Raw genomic sequence first — 16,864 nt, 5'->3', positions numbered from 1 at the left:
GGTGCAAAAAATTTCCAACCAGGCTAATTCTGAAGGCACTATTTATATAGGTAACGATGTTGTCTACCGGATGCTTGACCTTGGGTCGGGTTTCCGAAGTGGAGTTATTGGTGACGCCAGGAATACCATGAAGTTGTCGCTGGCGCACGTATGCGAGTTTATTCTCCGCGTCAGCTCACCAGGTGAGAGTGCCCCATCTATTGAAATCAATCCCGCTAATGCCGATTTTTTGGAAGCACGAGAATCCGAGGGTTCGGGTTTAATTTTCTTTTTCAGACATCATAATCCCGAATTAGAAATAGAGCTTCGTGTGAGCGCAGGGGTAGGTCCTCAGTTATCAAAGCAACTATTAATTAAAAATATCGACGAAAAATCCCTCATGCTTTTCGACGTAGTGCTTGATAGGTTCGAGGTGCCTGAGGACGTAGACCTTTCGGGAGGCGGGCGCGGTTTGCCGGTAGTCATTGGAAACAGCGCATTCACCGCAATTGAGTTTCCGGAATCCGAAAACATTATTAGGGACTCGTTAGTCTCATTAGAATATTATCCGGCGTCGATAATCAAGCCAGGTGAAACTTTTGAGACCGAGCGTGCTATCTTCCGACTTTGCACTAGAGAGATTGAGGCTGAGGTTTTAAGCTATATCGAAGAGGTGAGGGTTAATAAAAGCAAGCATTTTCACTGTTGGTACTCTTCTCGTGGTGCCCATGAGCGTGAAGGTCCAAGTGAACATATAATAGCGGAACAACTAAGACATGTCTTCGACTTGAAAACGAATTGGCGTATACCATTTGAGTATTTTATTCTCGACTTTGCAGACTGTGATGTTGTGCCAGCTTTCTCTTCAGGAGACGAATGTTTTCCCGATGGTTTAGGTAGCACCCTAGAAAAAATAAAAAACGCCGGCCTTAAGCCAGGTATTAGCTTTGATTTTAGTCATTTGTTGGAAATTGGGGACCCCCGGGATTTCCTCTTGGGATTAATGAATAGTGGGCTAAAGTTTATCTCCTTTCATTTGGGCACCCAAGACAATGCGCTTTCTAATAAATATCAGCTAAATCTGCGCGCTCGAAAATTGATAGAATTGTTCTCTTATCTCAAAGCAGCTGACCCTGAGATTGTAATCCAAGTCTCGACATCCCAATGTTCGCCTTGGTGGTTAAAATACGCTGATTTCGTTTCCGAGGATGGTGATGGCACAGCCGAGATTCCAGCACCAAGCTTGAGGCATAGTCAAATATTGCATAATGACCTTAGGCATTGCTTATTTGAAGTGGATAACGGCATTTACATTGGTTATTCGGACCGGCCTTTCTGGTCAGGAAAGCAGTTTTGGAAACGTGATTTGATTATGTCGCTTTCCCGAACCGGCCGAATAATGCTTTCAGGAGAGCTACATTTGTTGGATGATGACGATAGGCTTTTCCTTCAGCGTCTTGTACAAGTGAGGAACGCTCACCGTGCGAGTATTGGTTTGCTTCAGCGCGTCATCGGAAAGCCAGAATTAGGAAAGGTATATGGGTTTTCAAGCGCAATACATGGCCGAGGCTTGGTAGCCCTTTATAATCCCTCCTGGGAAACAAAAGTCTTGGAGCTTCGTGCTGAGGATTTGCACTGTGACCCGTCAGTGAGAAATATCTGCGTTCAAATTTTCCCAGAACATGCGGCATGGGCGATCCTTCCAGGCAGCAGCTTTCATATTCATATTGACCCTTGGGAGGTAAAATGGCTTGAAGTAGAGCCATCCGATGAACATATCGAGTTATTGGAAAGGAAATTTAGGCGAACGGAAAATGAGCAAATCCCTGTTACGCTCGTACTGCCACCGGAAGGTGTAATAACAGAAATTACCCAACCATTGGAAACAATAGATTTTGGTACCGGACTGGCATTTCGTTGCCGACCTGAATTGCCTCGTACTTGGGAATCATTTCCATTAATGATTGATATTAGTGGCCTAAAAGGCGAATTGTATATAAACAACCACCCAATGGGAGTAAACGGAGAAGCTGGTTTCTCTGTACTTTATCCTTGGACTAGGGATTATAGCTATATCAATTTCGGGAAGCAAAACCTGGTCTATTTGGCTACCAAAGAGGGCAATATTAAGCCGCAGTCAAACATCAAACTCCGCTTATTACCATACTACAGTAGTAGCGCATGTCGCGAAGATTGGCCACACTCAACCGATTGCTCCATGGTCATAATTATCAGATATTTTGAGGATGGGAAGCCTTTCCGGCCCTCACTTGACCCGAGAATTGCTCAATGTGCCGTATGGCTTGATGGTGTTTGGATGGAACCATATAGGGTGCCACCGCTTATTCCACGTGTTCGCTCGGGCTTCTCATGGGCTGTCTTTATACTTGATCTTGAGGGTGATTGGGAGTGTGTTCGCATCCTCGTCCCAAAGATTGTCAATTGTGAATATAACGTGGAGTTTTTCCTTACCGATAAATTAAAAGCAGCTACTTTTGCACAGGGCGAGTGAAATGAGGGGCAATCTGCCAAACATTTGGGGAAAAGGCGGAGCGCTCTTTGCATTCTCCGGTTTTGATGGCCCAACAGATTGGGCTCATCCATTTGTAGGTTCGACCTCTAGCGAGGGTAGGGGTATTGATTTTCACACCAATACTCCTGCCTCTTTGATGTTTCATTTCCCTCCTATTTGCTCCATTGAAGATGAGGTAGTCGCATGTGATGTCATTTCTTCATTGATTACTTTGCGAAACGGCAGGCTGCGTTTAAGATATTTATTCCTCGACGAAAAAACTGTGGCAGGCGAAATATTCGCTGTAGAGTCGCAGTCACCCCAAGATGTTTCTATCGTTATTATGATGCAGGGAGCGTTAGAGGTCGAGGACGCCACGAGTATAATATTCAAAGCAGGGCCCGAGGAACTTATTCTCATGGGCAAGGGCGCTAATTTGCACGTTTCCGAAGGGAAGCTGTGTGCGTCGCTTGGAGAGGGTCAAGGCATAAGGTTTGTGTTGACTTACTCATTTAATATGCCGACTGGATCAAGGCTTGCTGATGCCGAACGGGCGCTGACTGTGGACTTAGGTAAGATTTATAACGATCGCCTTGCCTTTTTTGAAAAATTGCCGTTGCCCGAATTTGAAGACCAACTTTTCCTCAAAACTTATTACAAATGTGCGTCGGTCCAAAAAGTAAATTGCAACAGGGCTGAGGGGCGTATTAAATTCGATTGGACCACACCCGACCGCTGGCCGCATAAGCATATGTGGATATGGGATTCCGCATTTCATGCACTTGGCTTGAGGCATTTTGCACCAAAGTGGGCGATGAATTCAATAAAGGCTGTTTTGTCAAAGCAAAGGCCTGACGGATTCATCCCTCATATGATGACGCCAAATGACGAACAAGACTCATTACTTGTTCAGCCGCCACTCCTTTCATGGGCTACGTGGAAAGTGTATGAGACGACACGAGACGAGAAGTTCCTCCAATACTGCTACCCGCGGCTAAAGGCAATGTTACTTTATGATTGCAGGGAGCTTGACAAAGATGAGAGCGGCTTGTGTGAATGGCCGAGTAGCAATGCCTCTGGTATGGATAACTCTCCGCGGTTTGACCAACCTGTTGGTGACGCGGTTGATTTAAATGCGTATTTAGTCAACGACCTTGCCTACCTTGAGAAAATTGCTCGAAGGCTGGGGCTTTCTAATGAAGCTGGCATTTGGGCAGACCTTAAGTACAGCCGTATAGCCTTGATTAATGAGCGGCTGTGGAATGCTAGCGAGGGTTTTTATTATGATTTAACACCCGATGGAGTACAGATTGACCTTAAAACGATAGCAGGATTTACTCCTTTATTTGCTGGAGTATGCAGTGAGAGCCAAGCAGAAGACCTTGTGAGACATCTGAGAAACCCTGACGAATTTTGGCTTAAGTTTCCCATCCCTAGCGTTTCGTTGGACGAGCCTTCGTTCTCAGATGATATGTGGCGGGGGCCGGTTTGGATTAACTTCAACTATATGGTCATAGAAGGCTTGATTCGATATGGCTACCTAACTTTGGCTGACGAAATAAAGAAAATAACATTGAGCGAGATTGCGCGCTGGTATGCAGAGGATGGAGTTATATACGAGTTTTACGACAGCAGAGCTTCGAAGTCGCCTTCAAAACTTAGCCGAAAAGGTAAGCAAGGCATTCAAATTGGAAGCTGGCAGGTGGCCCAGTGTATAAAGGACTACCATTGGACGGCGGCTTTATTCATAGATATGGCATTGGGTTAGCGGTAAACAAAAAGAAAACTATCCTGATTACATGCTAATTGGTTAATTGTTGATGAGTACCCCTACTGAGATTAGAACAACAAAGACTGTTGAGACCACAGCGAAACCACAAAAAGGCCTCACTAAGCGTGTTGTTTTTATCGCCTTCATTCTGACCATTATTAACGACTATTGGATTGTGCAGATGGAGGTCGTGCGTTATTCGTTTGCAACTTATGCCGCTCCGTTTTATAACTGCCTCTTTACCTTGCTCGTTCTCACTCTAATCAATATGGGAGTAAGGAGCAAGTGGCCAAAATTTGCCCTTAGTAGGGCTGAATTAACAACTATTTACATCATGGTTTCCATAACAAGTGCTGTACTTTCGCACAACATGATGGAAATCCTTGTCTCGTTGATTGGCTATGCATTCTTTTTCCAATCGCCAGAAAACAACTGGGCGAACATGTTCCTTCACCGTCTGCCAAAATGGCTAACAGTAAGCGACCCGAAGTCATTGCGGAACTTCTATTATGGTAATTCGACGCTCTACGACCCAGCAAACTTTACTCCGTGGATAATACCCGTCATTTCTTGGTCTGTGTTTTGCTTTGTTTTGATAATAACCATGCTTTGTATAAATAGTATATTTCGCAAGCACTGGATAGAGTCCGAGAGATTGACATTCCCTGTGGTAATGCTTCCTTTAGAAATGACCGACGAGACGGGTTCGCTATTTAAAAACAAATATATGTGGATAGGTTTTGCTTTCTCGGGCATGCTAACCCTGCTTGCCGGCTTAAATTATCTTTTCCCATCTGTTCCCCATATCCAAATCGTGCGCAGGGACATTGGTAAGTACATCGTCAACCAACCCTGGAAATCAATGGGTGGAATTCCCCTGGGTTTCTATTTTTGGGCAATCGGCATTGCATTCTTGATGCCGTTTGAACTTTCATTCTCATGCTGGTTCTTTTATTGGCTTGTGAAACTCGAGTTGGTGGCGAGTCATTTGCTGGGGTTGCATGAGCTGATGGTTGTTGGCGGCGGTTTTGATCGAGCTTATCCGTTTGTAAACAGCCAGGCATATGGGGCATATCTTGGCTTTTTTGTTATGAGTATGTGGACCGGTCGCCACTACCTTAAAAAGGTATTCCGAACGGCATTCCTAAAAACCCGCGAAATTGATGAATCAAGAGAGGCAATCAGCTACCGAACAGCAATTCTTGGAGCAATTGCTGGCATTCTATTCCTCAGTCTTTTTGCCTATCGGATGGGTATGTCACCATTAATAATAGTTATTTTCTTTGTACTTTATTTTATGTTTGCAGTCATTGTAAGTCGAATTCGAGCTGAACTTGGTTTCCCAACGCACGACATGCACGTAATGGGTCCTCAAAATCCCATAGTAACAGCAGCCGGGACGCAAAATCTTTCCCCCCAAGATTTGGTTGGATTCTCAATGTTTTATTGGTTTAACAGAACTTATGCAAGCCATCCATCACCGCACGAAATGGAGGGTTACAAGCTCTCGGAACGGACAGATAGCCATGCCCGCCAAATGTTTTATGCTGTTGGAATTGCCGCAATCTACGCTATGCCAATTGGGTTTTGGATGCTCCTGCACACCTACTATCAAAACGGTGGCGCCACTGCAAATATGGAGCAGTGGGCACTCGGCTTTGGGAAAGAAGTTTATAACCAACTTGCAGGCTGGATGAAACAGCCTTTTCCGCCGAACCCAACGGCATTTATGTTTGTTGGTGTTGGGTTCCTTGGCTCGATGTTCCTCGGATGGATGAGAGTTCGTTTTCTTTGGTTCCCATTCCATCCTTTAGCATATGGCCTTGCGAGTAGCTGGGGAGTGGCACAGCTTTGGATGCCGCTTTTCATAGGGAGCACTGCAAAACTCCTCACTTTAAAGTTCGGCGGGCTATCTCAATACAAACGAGCACTTCCGTTCTTCTATGGATTGATTCTCGGCGAAATCACAATCGGATGCTTGTGGACAATCATTGGCATAGTCCTCGATATCCCGACGTATGACTTTTGGCCTGGGAAGTTTGCCTCATAAGCTTAGAACCGCTAAATTGAAAAAACTTTAGAAAACTTTTTTTGTTTTTAATAAATCCCTTGACATGGAATATATTGTGTGATAATCTAAAAACACCACAATATCTTGTGGATGCGCATCCAAGTTTTATCATGAAATGTCCTTATTGCGGTCAAAATAATGACAAGGTTTTAGACTCCCGCTCGGTTCGTGATGGAGAGGGAATCCGCCGTCGCCGAGAATGCCTCGAATGTGGTAGGAGATTTACTACGTACGAGGAAATAGAAGAACTTCGTCTTGTCGTGGTGAAAAAAGACGAACGGCGGGAGCCTTTCGACCGTTCAAAATTACTTAAGGGAATGATTACTGCCTGCGAGAAGCGGCCGGTTAGCGTTGCACAACTTGAAGCTGCCGCAGATGAAATTGAGCGCACACTCTACAATCGTGGTGAAAAGGAGGTGCGCTCATCCGAGATTGGCGATATGGTTATCGAGAAGCTCAGACGCCTGGACCAAGTTGCTTATGTAAGATTTGCGTCTGTCTACCGTCAATTCGAAGATGTAACGCAGTTCAAAGAACTCGTAGAAGTTCTTGATGCAGATTTGGCAGGCAATTGAAGAGCACACAAATGCCAACGGCGCTGTCCAGCTTCGGCTGGATAACAATTTACAAAGTCAGGGTCGTCTTCAGACTGCATTGAAATTTTGATCACTCTGGATTCAGCCCTGCGTTTGCATTACTTAGAGGTTTTTCGCCGGTGGAATCCGGCTAAAATTTTCTTAGGAGGGGTCGAAGATGCTCACCAAGAACGCAATCACTGTTTTAGAAAGGCGTTATCTTAGAAAAGATGAGCAGGGCAACCCAATTGAAACGCCCGAGGGTATGTTCCATCGCGTCGCTAATGCGGTCGCGGCAGCAGAGCGTCTGTATGGTAAGTCCGATGATGAGGTCAGGGAAATCGAAGCCGAGTTTTACCGAATGATGTCAGAGCTAGAATTCCTGCCAAACAGTCCTACGCTGATGAATGCAGGAAGGAAGCTGGGCCAACTAGCCGCATGTTTTGTTTTGCCTATCGAAGATACAATGGAGAGCATCTTCGAAACCATCAAGCACACTGCGCTCATTCATAAGAGTGGTGGGGGCACGGGATTCTCATTCTCACGCCTCAGGCCAGCGAAAGACGTCGTCCAATCTACCAACGGCGTTTCCAGTGGCCCAATTTCCTTTATGGAGGTTTTTAACGCGGCTACCGAGGCTATTAAGCAGGGCGGCACCCGTAGGGGAGCGAATATGGGTTGCCTGCGTGTAGATCACCCTGATATCCTTGATTTCATTACAGCAAAAAAGGACAACAACCGGCTTACCAATTTCAATATCTCCGTTCTTGTTACCGAACAGTTCATGGAAGCTGTCGAGAAAAATCAGGACTACGACCTAATCAATCCTCGCACAGGCCAAAAAACAAAATCGCTAAATGCGCGCAAAGTCTTCGATTTGATAGTAAACATGGCGTGGCGGAACGGTGAGCCGGGGATTATTTTCATTGACCGTATCAACCGTGACAACCCTACTCCAAAGCTTGGAGAGATTGAATCGACAAATCCGTGTGGTGAACAGCCGCTCCTCCCCTATGAGGCATGTAATCTGGGCTCAATTAATTTGTCAAAATTCGTTGCTAACTCTGGAGGTGAGCCTGCGGTAGATTACATGAGATTGGGGAAGGCCGTTAGGATGGCGGTTAGATTCCTTGATGACGTCATTGATGTCAGCAAATACCCTCTGGTGCAAATTGATAAGATGGTCAAAGGCAACCGCAAGATTGGGCTAGGGGTTATGGGCTTTGCAGATATGCTAATTATGCTAGGTATACCTTATGATTCTGAGCAAGCAATCACTTTGGCAGAGGAAGTGATGTCGTTCATCCAAACCGAAGCTAGACAGATGTCCGCGGAACTTGCCGCTGAACGAGGAGCATTTCCAAATTTCGAGGGAAGCATCTACGATGTGCCAGAGGGAACCCGAATGAGAAATGCAACAGTGACAACCATTGCCCCAACTGGTACTCTGTCAATAATCGCTGGGTGCTCAAGCGGAATAGAACCACTGTTTGCAGTTGCATACATCCGTACAGTTCTCGATGGGACCCAGCTTGTAGAAGTCAATCCATTATTCGAGAAAATTGCCAGAGAGCGAGGATTCTATAGCGATGCCCTGATGAAGGAAATCGCTGTACGTGGCACAGTAAAAGGAATAGCCGAAGTACCAACGGAAGTTCAGCGCATATTTGTTACGGCTCACGACATTGCGCCTGTGTGGCATGTAAAGATGCAGGCAGCATTCCAAAAATACGTAGACAATGCGGTTTCGAAAACCGTCAACTTCCCGAATTCCGCAACAACCGAAGATGTAGCGGAAGTCTTCAAGCTTGCCTACCGTTTGGGTTGCAAAGGCGTTACTGTCTACCGGGACGGCAGCCGTGAAGAACAAGTGCTGAGCGTTGGCACTAGCAAAAAGGAATCTACATCAAATTCCGAGACCGGTGTGCTTCAGCCGCGACCAAGGCCGGTTCGGACGTTTGGTGTGACCGAGAAAGTTAAAACGGGTTGCGGAAATCTATACGTGACGATAAACGAAGATAGCGAAGGTCTATGTGAAGTTTTTGCTAGAATGGGAAAATCTGGTGGATGTGCCTCATCTCAGCTTGATGCGGTGTCGCGCGTTATCTCGGCGGCTCTTCGAGCTGGGGTTAAGCCTGAATCCATCATCAAACAGCTGAGGGGGAATGTTTGTCCCTCGCCAGCATGGGATCAAGGAGGCCGAGTACTCTCATGTCCCGATGCTATTGGAATTGCTCTTGAACATTACCTTCAATACAAGCAGACAGGCGAGCCGGTAGAGACAGTAAGCAAATGGCAGAGCCCGCTAGACAATCTTGTTGGTGCTTGCCCTGACTGCGGCAGTGCTGTCGAACACGAATCTGGATGCATTGTTTGCCGCTTTTGCGGGTTCTCCAAGTGCGGGTAGGCGCTTTGCAGCAAAAGTTGCAGATTTGGAGTCTTCTTGACATTAGGCGTGGGAAAAGCTATCATTGTTTCGGCGTGACTGGCGAATGAGCGGAATGGACCGCAATGGAGCGCCAATATCTATTGAATGCCGATCGCCTGGGCAAAAAACGCCCAGGCTTTTTATTTTTACGTGGGCAGTAGGCAAAAATTGGAAGTATAATAGGTTCTGGTGACCTGATTATAAAATTATTAATTTAGCCGGATATAAGGGAGGAAAATAAATGGATCAGCAAGTTATTCCACTTAGGTATGGTATGAATCCACATCAAAAACCTGCACAGGTCATCTTGACTGACAGAAGTCCCAAAATAGAAATCCTAAACGGCGCGCCAGGGTATATTAATTTTCTTGATGCTCTGAACGCTTGGCAGCTAGTCCGAGAACTTAAGGCGGCGCTCAATCTACCGGCCGCAGCGTCATTTAAGCACGTGAGCCCAGCTGGAGCTGCCGTGGGATTGCCGCTGTCTGATACTTTGAAAAAGGCATATTTTGTTGATGATATGGACTTATCTCCGCTCGCTATTGCCTACGCTCGTGCTCGCGGTGCGGATAGGGTCTCCTCATTTGGCGATTTCATTGCTTTGAGCGATACCTGCGACCTATCTACTGCACAGCTTATCAAGCGCGAGGTTTCAGATGGTGTTATAGCGCCAGCATACGACGAGGATGCACTAGCTATATTGCGAGAGAAGCGTGAAGGCAAGTATTTAGTTCTCCGCATTGACCCAGATTATAATCCGCCAGAGATTGAGCAGAGGCAAGTTTTTGGCGTAACACTTGAGCAGAAACGCAATGATATTAAGATTGATGCCAGCGTACTTGCGAATGTTGTAACAGCGAAAAAGGAAATCCCACCAGATGCTCAGCGAGATTTAGTTGTTGCACTGATTACATTAAAATATACCCAATCGAACTCTGTTTGCTTTGCCTACGATGGCCAGGTTATAGGCGTTGGTGCAGGCCAGCAATCTAGAGTGCACTGCACTCGACTGGCCGCCGGAAAAGCGGATCTCTGGTGGCTGAGACAGCATCCAAAAGTGCTTGAATTGGAATTCAGAAGTGGCTTGAATCGCGCTGAGAAGAATAATGCCATTGATGAGTTTCTCTGCGATGACCTGACTCCTCCTGAAGAAGCGCTTATGCGAGAAAACTTGCCTGGTGCTCAGCGCTTAACAAAAGAGGAGAAACGACACTGGCTTGACAAGCTTACAGGAGTCTCACTAGGCTCCGATGCCTTCTTCCCATTCCGGGACAGCATTGATCGCGCAAGCAGGACAGGCGTAAAATACATAGCCGAGCCAGGGGGGTCAACGCGAGATAATGAAATTATTGCAGCCGCTGATGAGTACGGTATGGTAATGGCATTTACTGGTATTCGCCTGTTCCATCACTAATCCGAAGGAACAAAAATATTAAAATTGATGATTTCAGAATACAGAGAGTAAAAGTAGCATGAGAACAGGTACTGCGAATCTGCCGTTGCATGGCGGAACTGCGCCTGCATGGCTTTTTTCAAGAATGACAAAGCTATCACGTGAGATTATTTCCCTCATGGTGATAGAGTTCGGCACAAGCGAGGTGCTTGCCAAGCTTTCGGACCCTTATTGGTTCCAAGCTTTAGGATGTGTCCTGGGGTTCGATTGGCACAGCTCCGGGGTCACAACTACCGTTTGTGGTGCCATCAAGGAGGGTCTGAAGGGCATAGAAGATGAGATAGGTCTCTTTGTTGCTGGCGGAAAGGGCAGTGTCTCCCGTCGAACTCCCCAGGAAATTCTGGCTTATGCCGACCGCTTTTCACTCAACCTTGATCCTTCGAAATTAGTGTATGCAAGCCGGATGTCAGCAAAAGTGGATAACACGGCTGTTCAGGATGGCTATCAGCTCTATCACCATGTGTTTATTTTTAATAAGCATGGCGAATGGGCAGTTGTTCAACAAGGCATGAATGAAACAAATCGCTGGGCACGGCGGTATCATTGGCTTTCGACTAGCATGCAGGACTTCGTGTGTGAGCCCCATGCCGCTGTTTGCTCTGATTCTAAAAGTCAGTTTGTGCTGAATATGGTGGCAGAAGAGGCGGAGGAGTCACGGCGCACCTCTGCTGTTCTCGCGTCAGAGAGGCCTGAGAAACTTGCAAAAGAAATCGAGCGCATGAAAGAACTTAACCTTCCGAAACATCATGAAGTCCTCATAACTGACCTTTCGCCGCGTTCGCTTGAAAAAACCCTTTTAAAGGCATATGAACGCAGGCCTGAGAATTTTCGGCAGCTTTTAGAAATAGAAGGTGTAGGGCCAAAGACTGTTCGAGCCCTTGCTATGATTGCAGACCTTGCTTATGGGGCACCTGCCTCAACGCGCGACCCTGCTAAATACAGTTTCGCGCACGGAGGAAAAGACGGACATCCATACCCTGTAAACCGCAAATTATATGACCGCTCGATTGAGGTTGTAAAGCGGGCTGTTGAACAAGCGAAAATAGGGAATACAGAGAAATTAGACGCGCTACGCAATCTAAGCCGATTCTACGATTTCTAGGTTTTTTAAAATATAAAAATTTGTTTGTCGAATCGAGAAATGCTGTACTACCTTGGACGCACACTTTTTAGGCTGGCATTTTGGCTACTTGGTGGGTTAACTTCAGTTGGTGCTGAAAATATACCTCCTACCGGCGGTGTTATTCTTGCGCCCAACCATAGGAGCTTTGCGGACCCCCCTGTAGTTGGATGTGGAATGAATCGAAAAGTTCATTATATGGCAAAGGAAGAGCTTTTCAAAGTACCCATACTCGGCAAGCTCATACGTGCTGTTGGCTCCTTTCCAGTTCGGCGCGGAATGGCAGACCGAGCTGCCCTCAAGAAGGCGATTAAGATGTTGGAAGAAGGGCGTGTGGTTTGCATCTTTCCAGAGGGTACTAGAAGTGTTGATGGAAGACTGAAGGACCCGGAGCTAGGCATTGGCCTCATAGCACTCAAATCAAGGGCGCCGGTTGTGCCAGTTGCTGTTTTGGGAACAGATAAAGTACTAGGTCCTCATTCTAAGCTTCCTAGAAGACATCCGATTAAAGTAGTCTATGGCAAGCCGATTACCTTTGACGACTTGTATGAGGGAAGCCATGGACGCGAAGCCTTAGAGGAAGTTGGGCGTCGAACAATGGATGCGATTGCTAGCCTTCTAGCCGAAGCAGGTGACCCTAAGGCAACCAAAAGAAAACAATCCTAAACTTTACACTGAGCTATTGACAAAACGGTTACAAATACTTATACTTTTTTGTAGCTGGCTCTCGCAAAAGCCTCGAGCGAAAACATTGTATGCCGAATATTTGGTCAGCCCAGCGTCCACCTTCCGAAGCCGCAAAACCGCAGGGTGTGCAATCTTCGATTGGGCGCATCTTCATGGATGACTGACGGATGGCGGGAGCACTAATTGGAAAACCGTTTGCTTATCTTTATAGGGTTTTGCAACCCTGTGGTATTAATATTTCCCGCAGGTCTAATTGAAAGCCTTATGCAACAGCAACACTAAGATCTTAAAGCGTTCAACGGAAGAGAGGTTTTTAACCGTGGCTAAACAAAAAGTTCTTGTAGTTGACGATGATGAAAACACTTGCGAATTGGTAAGGCTTCAGTTGGAGATGGCCGGATTCGAGCCAGTGTGTGCTTATAACGGAAAGGAAGGACTAGCGGTTGCCCGCGAGCACCGGCCCAATTTGATAATCCTCGACCTTATGCTCCCAGAGTTAGATGGAATAGAAGTATGCCGCGAAATTCGACGTTTCTCTGATGTCCCAATTATTATGCTAACAGGCAAAGGTGATGAGTTCGACAGAGTACTTGGGTTGGAAATGGGCGCGGATGACTATGTAGTAAAGCCGTTTAGCCCGCGTGAGCTCATCGCCCGAGTAAAGGCAGTCTCGCGGCGCACGAAGCAGGCGGCAAGCCAAGAAGACCAGCAGGTTCTAAACTTCCCCGGTTTCTACATCAACCTTCTTTCACGGGAAGTAAGGGTTAATAACGAAAAGGTAAGCCTAACTCCAAAAGAATTCGATTTGCTCTGGCATTTGGCAAGCAATCGGGACAGGGTATTCACTCGTGAGCAGCTCCTTAAACAGGTTTGGGATTATGATGAGTTTTTTGGCGATGAGCGAACAGTTGACCAGCATGTCAAGCGGCTAAGGCGAAAAATTGAAAGAGATAATTCTTCATGTAGGATAGCTACCGTTTGGGGAGTTGGCTATAGGTTCGAATTTAACAACAATAAGTAGTGGCGGCTTACAACCAGTTTAGCCTGAGCTGGCTTGTAATTCAAACGATAGAACCTCACAAAATTACATAAACCACACATTCATATGCCTAAGGGTTCGATTGAACATTCTCCGGAGGATTTTCCCCTTGCAATGATGAACTCCTATTCTGAATAATCCTCATTATCCCTTTCAGGAGGTTTTTTGATGCGGTCTACTTTTATTTTAAGGCCAGTATTGCTTGCCAGCCTGGCCATCATACTGTTATTTGTCTCATTTGGATGGGCACAAGATATCCCAGATTTTACTTTTATCCATGGTAGCGACTCACATCTGCCTGATAGTATGTCTTCAACGCAATCGGTAATAGGCAAAATTGCAAATCTCGGCGAAATAAACTTGTTGCCTTATAAAGTAACAGTGCCTGCGCCGTCTTTTGTGATAGTAACTGGCGACCTTACAGAGTTTGGTCCTTTCCAAGGTGGTCTCGATGCTTATCTTAACTGCTGGAAGAATGTAAAAATTCCCGTCTACAACCAATCTGGCAATCATGACGGTACTTGGTATTGTATACGCCGTGCACTTCGAAGATGGCATGGGTCGCATTGCTATTCATTTGATTTTAACGGTTGCCACTTTATTGGTTTGGATACCTCCACACCTCAAGATCCTCGTCCGACCATCACGACCGAACAGCTTCTTTGGCTAAAAGAGGATATCAAGAAGGTTAAGCCTACTACGCCGGTTTTTCTATTCTTTCATCACCCCCTATATGGAAGTGAGTTTGCAAGCGAATTCGAGTGCGATAGGCTTGTAGATATTTTGCGCCCTTATAATGTCGTTCTTATGATGGCTGGGCATTCACATGGGCATGTTCTTGCAAACGCGGCGGGTTATGATCTTGTAACTGGTGGTTCGTTCTTGAAGCCTGACCCAGGGTTTAGCATAGTATCTGTAAAGGATGGCATCCTTCGCGTTGCGTATAAAAAAGCAGGCGAAAGGGATGCTACTATACCGATTCTTCAAAAACCTCTTTCAATGAGAAGCACCTATCCTGAAATCAAGATATTAGAGCCTCAGGAGAACAAAGTATATACAGGCGAATCAGTTCCTGTGATTGTAACTATTACTGGCAATACTAGCCGCATAAATGTGGCAACCTATAAAGTTGATGGAGAAGTCGTTGGCGATTTTGTGTTGGAGATGGAGCAGTACAAAGATTCGCTGGATATACGCCAGCTTCAGCCTGGCGCTCATTATCTAAAAGTTACTTTTACCGATGAAAATGGTAGAACCTTCCAAAAATCGGTAAGCTTCTACACGGAATCATCTTCGGGTGCTAAAGCTGTTTGGCGAGCATTCGCGGGTGGTTCATGCAAGGGTGCTCCTGCCGTTACTAATGATGCAGTTTATGTTGGTGCTACTGACGGCAAGCTTTATGCTTTTAAACGTTCGGATGGTAAACTGCTCTGGACTTTCAAGACAGGCGGCGAGATACTGTGTCAGCCACTTGTGGTGAATGATACAGTATATTTTGGTTCGGGTGACGCCAAGTTCTATGCTGTTGGCATAGATGGCAAGTTAAAGTGGTCATATAATGCAGGCGGTCCTATTTATTCTTCACCTGTGTTGGCAGGTGATTTGATAATATTCGGATGCAACGACTCCAAGCTCTATGCGCTCAATTCATCTGGAAAATTAGTGTGGGCGAATGATGACGCCGCCTATACTATTGAGAGCAAACCATTTGTTGACGGCGATACTGTTTACTTTGGCGCTTGGGATACTTATGTTTATGCTGTTGATGTTAAGACTGGCACCACAAAATGGAAATGTGTCGGCTATGGTTCAGCAACAAAGCCTGCAGCTAGATATTATAGCCCAGCTGATTGTGGGCCTGTTGTTTCAAATGGCAAGGTGTTTATTGCAGATAGGAACATGAGTTTAAGCATAATAGACGCCGCTTCGGGCAATATATTAGACCACCGCGATAACTGCGCAGGGGTGGGGCTATCCGAGGACGGACAGCATGTATACCTCAGAGGCGATTCGAATAATGTCACAAAAATAGACCTTGAGGGGAAAGATGTCTGGAGTGTAAATGCTGGCGTACGGTTCATGCCAGCGGCCCCGACTGAGCGCGATGGCGTAGTTTATGTATGCACAAACACTGGCACGCTAAAAGCTTTATCAGCTTCAGATGGCAGCCTTTTGTGGACTTATCAGGTTACTCCGCGTCTTTTCGTAATGTCGAGCGTTGAGGCAAAAGACGGCGTTGCCTTCGTCACTGGCATGGATGGTAGTATAACGGCTATCTCAGGAAGCTCAACCACGGCGAATTAAAAATCTCACCAGACTTTGGGCGAGATTTAATAAAAATGGCGGGGGGTATTTCCCGCCATTTTTCTTTCTTTGATAGCTTATTTTCTAGAACTAGATTTTTAATTGTCGCCTAAGCCGTATTTCATCCCTTCGTGGTATTCCAGCGAACCCTACTTGGACCTCGTTGTCTTTGGCAATTTGGTTGGGTTTCACCTCATATATTTGGAAGCCATTCTTCTGGTAGAAGTAAATTGTCGGAAGGTCATCATTAGGCGTGGAAACCAAAACTTCTTTCTTTTTTTCGGACGAAGCCTTCTCAATAAGGCGTTCTACGAGCATGCTACCTGCTCCCAAACCTTGATATCCAGGTAGAACGTCGAGCATTACGATTACCAAAACCTCGGGCTCAATTGCATAGGAAAGCACTCCAGCTATGTTGCCATTTGAATCCGCAACGTAGGCTGGCAAGCTCAATAAATCATATTCTTTATCCAGGGAACTTACTTTTGTCTTGCCTTTAAAGTATTCTGCTAGCTGCTTTATTCGTGAGTAATCTTCAGAGGTTGCTTCTCTTACCGAAAGGCTGTCGGATGAGCCGAAACTAAGTCTCGATACTACCTCGATGCGGGCGTGCTCGGCGCAAACAGGGCGGCCGCTCCGACCACAAACGAATAACGCATTAGCCCCGCAAATCGTGCATTGCATACGCAGTCTCCTGAGGCAAACTGTCTAAAAGCTAATACATATAAAATTGATATTTGCTCTTAGAATATCAAGCGCCTAGGGATTTGTCAACGAGTAAACTACCACTCTTCTTCCTCCTCTTCTTCCTCAGGAGGTGTCATCGACTGGAGTTCCCTTAAAACATCCTCCCTTACCCTTTCAACATCCACACCAAGATTACGAAGTATTTTTGCTGCTACACCCTCCCCCTCCTGGAGAAGCC

The 16,864-nt window shown here is 46.0% G+C and carries 12 protein-coding genes and 1 riboswitch; of the genes, 10 read left to right on the top strand and 2 right to left on the bottom strand.

The features are described 5' to 3' along the window. Position 1 precedes the first annotated feature (1 nt). The 10 genes from QHH26_05340 (at position 2) to QHH26_05295 (ending at position 15,939) form a co-directional block, all read left to right on the top strand. Positions 2 to 2,491, top strand: coding sequence for a hypothetical protein (locus tag QHH26_05340; GenBank protein MDH7481388.1), 2,490 nt, complete (start codon positions 2 to 4; stop codon positions 2,489 to 2,491). Between the two features lies 1 nt (position 2,492). Continuing rightward, positions 2,493 to 4,259, top strand: a complete 1,767-nt coding sequence (locus QHH26_05335; protein MDH7481387.1) for a trehalase family glycosidase — start codon at positions 2,493 to 2,495, stop codon at positions 4,257 to 4,259. Positions 4,260 to 4,311: 52 nt separating this feature from the next. Next, positions 4,312 to 6,312: a hypothetical protein gene (locus QHH26_05330; GenBank protein MDH7481386.1), complete on the top strand. Its 2,001-nt coding sequence runs from the start codon at positions 4,312 to 4,314 to the stop codon at positions 6,310 to 6,312. Positions 6,313 to 6,443: 131 nt separating this feature from the next. After that, on the top strand, positions 6,444 to 6,908 hold the full coding sequence (gene nrdR, locus QHH26_05325; protein ID MDH7481385.1) for a transcriptional regulator NrdR: 465 nt from the start codon (positions 6,444 to 6,446) through the stop codon (positions 6,906 to 6,908). A 178-nt stretch (positions 6,909 to 7,086) separates the two neighbouring features. Further along, complete coding sequence (locus QHH26_05320) at positions 7,087 to 9,315, top strand: vitamin B12-dependent ribonucleotide reductase (protein MDH7481384.1); 2,229 nt, start codon at positions 7,087 to 7,089, stop codon at positions 9,313 to 9,315. Between the two features lie 64 nt (positions 9,316 to 9,379). Beyond that, a riboswitch (ZMP/ZTP riboswitch) is annotated at positions 9,380 to 9,465 on the top strand. A 112-nt stretch (positions 9,466 to 9,577) separates the two neighbouring features. Then, positions 9,578 to 10,750, top strand: a complete 1,173-nt coding sequence (locus QHH26_05315) for a phosphoribosylaminoimidazolecarboxamide formyltransferase (GenBank protein MDH7481383.1) — start codon at positions 9,578 to 9,580, stop codon at positions 10,748 to 10,750. Between the two features lie 58 nt (positions 10,751 to 10,808). Next, complete coding sequence (locus QHH26_05310; GenBank protein MDH7481382.1) at positions 10,809 to 11,891, top strand: DUF763 domain-containing protein; 1,083 nt, start codon at positions 10,809 to 10,811, stop codon at positions 11,889 to 11,891. A 39-nt stretch (positions 11,892 to 11,930) separates the two neighbouring features. Further along, complete coding sequence (locus QHH26_05305) at positions 11,931 to 12,575, top strand: lysophospholipid acyltransferase family protein (GenBank protein MDH7481381.1); 645 nt, start codon at positions 11,931 to 11,933, stop codon at positions 12,573 to 12,575. Between the two features lie 340 nt (positions 12,576 to 12,915). Then, entirely contained in the window at positions 12,916 to 13,617 is a 702-nt protein-coding gene (locus QHH26_05300; protein ID MDH7481380.1) for a response regulator transcription factor, read from the top strand. Positions 13,618 to 13,803: 186 nt separating this feature from the next. Next, entirely contained in the window at positions 13,804 to 15,939 is a 2,136-nt protein-coding gene (locus QHH26_05295; GenBank protein ID MDH7481379.1) for a PQQ-binding-like beta-propeller repeat protein, read from the top strand. 90 nt (positions 15,940 to 16,029) lie between these two features. Here QHH26_05295 and QHH26_05290 read toward each other — a convergent pair whose 3' ends face one another. Continuing rightward, positions 16,030 to 16,623 (bottom strand): GNAT family N-acetyltransferase, encoded by a 594-nt coding sequence (locus tag QHH26_05290; protein MDH7481378.1) that lies wholly within the window; start codon positions 16,621 to 16,623, stop codon positions 16,030 to 16,032. Positions 16,624 to 16,721: 98 nt separating this feature from the next. Next, positions 16,722 to 16,864, bottom strand: a 143-nt coding sequence (locus tag QHH26_05285; GenBank protein ID MDH7481377.1) for a Clp protease N-terminal domain-containing protein, incomplete at its 5' end; no start/stop codon positions are given.

Source organism: Armatimonadota bacterium (genome assembly GCA_029907255.1).
In the GTDB taxonomy this organism is placed as follows: Bacteria; Armatimonadota; UBA5829; order DTJY01; family DTJY01; genus JAIMAU01.
This window is presented reverse-complemented; position numbering and strand designations above follow the sequence as displayed.

What these genes read in the sequence shown, in the direction of transcription:
- QHH26_05335 (MDH7481387.1), top strand. Translation starts at nt 2,493, where the DNA reads ATGAGGGGCAATCTGCCAAACATTTGGGGAAAAGGCGGAGCGCTCTTT.
- QHH26_05330 (MDH7481386.1), top strand. Translation starts at nt 4,312, where the DNA reads ATGAGTACCCCTACTGAGATTAGAACAACAAAGACTGTTGAGACCACA.
- nrdR (MDH7481385.1), top strand. Translation starts at nt 6,444, where the DNA reads ATGAAATGTCCTTATTGCGGTCAAAATAATGACAAGGTTTTAGACTCC.
- QHH26_05320 (MDH7481384.1), top strand. Translation starts at nt 7,087, where the DNA reads ATGCTCACCAAGAACGCAATCACTGTTTTAGAAAGGCGTTATCTTAGA.
- QHH26_05315 (MDH7481383.1), top strand. Translation starts at nt 9,578, where the DNA reads ATGGATCAGCAAGTTATTCCACTTAGGTATGGTATGAATCCACATCAA.
- QHH26_05310 (MDH7481382.1), top strand. Translation starts at nt 10,809, where the DNA reads ATGAGAACAGGTACTGCGAATCTGCCGTTGCATGGCGGAACTGCGCCT.
- QHH26_05305 (MDH7481381.1), top strand. Translation starts at nt 11,931, where the DNA reads ATGCTGTACTACCTTGGACGCACACTTTTTAGGCTGGCATTTTGGCTA.
- QHH26_05295 (MDH7481379.1), top strand. Translation starts at nt 13,804, where the DNA reads ATGCGGTCTACTTTTATTTTAAGGCCAGTATTGCTTGCCAGCCTGGCC.
- QHH26_05290 (MDH7481378.1), bottom strand. Translation starts at nt 16,623, where the DNA reads ATGCAATGCACGATTTGCGGGGCTAATGCGTTATTCGTTTGTGGTCGG.